Annotated in this window: 4 protein-coding genes; 2 read left to right on the forward strand and 2 right to left on the reverse strand. The window is 54.3% G+C overall.

Translation table 11 applies throughout. The annotated features are described in order from the left end of the window. Nucleotides 1-411 (forward strand): hypothetical protein (locus VGK48_23780; GenBank protein HEY2384205.1); only part of this gene is annotated, 411 nt, incomplete at its 5' end. Here the strand turns inward: VGK48_23780 and VGK48_23785 are convergent. Next, nucleotides 406-1,176 (reverse strand): class I SAM-dependent methyltransferase, encoded by a 771-nt coding sequence (locus VGK48_23785; GenBank protein HEY2384206.1) that lies wholly within the window; start codon nt 1,174-1,176, stop codon nt 406-408. The two genes, VGK48_23780 and VGK48_23785, sit on opposite strands and share 6 nt — an antisense overlap. A gap of 296 nt (nt 1,177-1,472) precedes the next feature. On the opposite strand from VGK48_23785, the gene VGK48_23790 reads away from it, so the two are divergent. Beyond that, on the forward strand, nt 1,473-2,189 hold the full coding sequence (locus VGK48_23790; protein HEY2384207.1) for a transaldolase: 717 nt from the start codon (nt 1,473-1,475) through the stop codon (nt 2,187-2,189). Here VGK48_23790 and VGK48_23795 read toward each other — a convergent pair. Continuing rightward, nucleotides 2,186-2,540, reverse strand: a 355-nt coding sequence (locus VGK48_23795; protein ID HEY2384208.1) for an HAD hydrolase-like protein, incomplete at its 5' end; no start/stop codon positions are given. The two genes, VGK48_23790 and VGK48_23795, sit on opposite strands and share 4 nt — an antisense overlap.

Raw genomic sequence — 2,540 nt, forward strand, 5'->3', positions numbered from 1 at the left:
ACACGGAAAAACGCATCGCGTATGCGTATCGCGGTGAAAACCGGGCTCATCTTTTCTTTGTCCTGTTTCTTTCTTACCGCGATTGGTCTCGCCAGGACGTTTTATCTCACCCTGGTCAAACGAAAACCGGAAGAACTGCCCCGATTTACGTTGGCTTTATGTGGATTAGGATGGTTTCTGAATATCGTCGTCTTTTTGCCTTCAACTGCGGCTTATATGGGAGGTTACTGGCTGCCGCGACTCATTCTTCCCGCTCTCTTGGCGTTCATAATTTTGAGCACAACGGAGTTGGATCGTCTTCTTCGCGGACGTGCCGAACGATGGTCCTGGATGGTCCTGGCGCTGGTCGTGTTGCAGTCGGCGGTACAACTCTCGTTTTTGTGGCCGCACGGCCCCATTCGTCCTCTATAACCGCGTGATGCGGAAGAACGCAAACATTCCGAGCTTGGCGGCCCATGGTGATAACACGGATTCGATCTGCTGCCAGATTTCATAGGTAATTTCCGGCATCAAGGTCCGCATCGATACACCTCCCGATACCAGGTAACGAAATGGCATCATCGGAAGCGTCTCCTCTATCTGGAGTTCCGGAAACTGCCTGAGCAGCCGTTGGCGATCGCGTACGAAGACAATCCATGGCAGTGCACCGTTGGCAGCCGAAAGTGGACCGCTGCCCGGTATTTCCCACTCGGTTGCTTCGGGAAGAAAGGGCTCGTGGTGAAGATGGCGATAGACGAGCTTCGACCAGCTCGAGACCCACGGCTCGACCATCAGAAGTTGTCCCCCGGGTCGAAGGCAGCGCACTGCTTCTCTCAGGAAAGTCTCTGAATTCGGGATGTGATGGAACACATCCGTCATGGCAATTGCCTTGAGAGATCCAGCGGCGAATGGCAACGCCTGACCGTCCGCGACAAGTTGCGCATTCCGGCACCAGAATACTTCAGTTTGAACCGCCTCCGGGACGAATCGTTCGAAATATCCCGCGCCGGAACCTAGCTCGACGACTGATCCGTTGCCTGCCGGTATACGCGAGCGAATTAGCGTGTACCAGTCGTCATAAATCCGTCGAAGGAATGGCTTCTCTTGAATAATTCGAAGGCGAAGGTCCGTTGTTCCTGGATCATCCAGGTCCAATCCCTTGCTTAATGGGTGAGCCAGGATCGTTCTTAGATTCAAAAGAGACATCGTTCGCTTTTTAATCGGTGAGAGACCGGAGTTCAGATGCTATCGAGATCTTCTGGTTTCTAACAAATTCAAAGCCAATATCTTTACGCCGAACATATATCCATCTGTCTTTGCCGCCGGAACAGCGGATAGCGATGATTGAAAGTCTCGATCGCCGAATAACGGCGCAGCAGCACTTTGTGCCAGTCCTTCATGAGGTCTTCACGATGCGCGCCTGTTCTACCGGCTATGTGCGTAGGCTCCTGGGCCAAGTAGACATCGCGCCTCCATCATAATAGAGGGTACTGATGCAGTCTGCCGCAAACTTGAAAATAAAGCTGTTCGCCGATGGTGCTGACAAGGCGACCATGCTCGAAATGTACCGGAATCCTTTGATTCAGGGCTTCACTACCAATCCGACCCTGATGCGCAAGGCAGGTATCGGCGACTATGCTTCCTTTGCGCGCGACATCCTCCAGGCGATTCCGGACCGCCCAATCTCCTTCGAAGTCTTCGCCGACGATTTTCGCGAAATGGAGCGGCAGGCCCGGATCATCGCCGCGTGGGGGTCGAACGTGAATGCCAAGATTCCCGTCACCAACACGAAAGGGGAGCCGTGCTTCGACTTAGTCCGCAAACTTACCCGGGAAGGAATTAAGCTCAATATCACCGCCCTGCTCACCTTAGACCAAGTGCGCTGCGTGGCGTCCTGCTTACGGGGAGGAGCGCCCGCCTTTGTGTCGGTTTTCGCGGGCCGTATTGCCGATACCGGCCGCGATCCCATTCCCGTCATGACCGCGGCGCTCGAAGAGATTAGGGATTTGCCTGGCGTAGAGCTCATCTGGGCCAGTCCCCGTGAGCTTCTAAACGTCATCCAGGCGGATGCGATTGGTTGTCACATCATCACGGCCACGAGCGACATTCTGAAAAAGCTTTTGACCTTGGGCAAAGATCTGGGGCAATACTCTTTAGAAACGGTGCAAATGTTTCATGACGACGCGCGTAGCTCCGGATTTACGCTTTAGCGCAAGATCCAATCGCACGCCTGGGCGAGAGATTCGACAACGCAATCCGGCTTCGCCTCTGGTTTGGGCTCATTGTAATGACGGTCGATCAGGACAGTCCGGCATCCGGCTGCGGAACCTGCATCGATGTCCCGCCAACGGTCTCCGATCATGTAACTATTCGGTAGATCGATCCCGTATTGCACGGTGGCCTTCAGAAGCAGACCTGGTAGCGGCTTGCGGCAGTCGCAACGATCGGAATCATCGTGGTAGCAAGAAAAAAATTCGTCCAAAGGCAGATTTGCGGCCAGATATTGATTGATCTTTTCCACGTCCGCCTCGGTCGACGTGCCACGCCGCACGTCCGGTTGA

The organism is Terriglobia bacterium (genome assembly GCA_036496425.1).
Lineage (GTDB): Bacteria > Acidobacteriota > Terriglobia > 20CM-2-55-15 > 20CM-2-55-15 > 20CM-2-55-15.

What these genes read in the sequence shown, in the direction of transcription:
- VGK48_23790 (HEY2384207.1), top strand. Translation starts at nt 1,473, where the DNA reads ATGCAGTCTGCCGCAAACTTGAAAATAAAGCTGTTCGCCGATGGTGCT.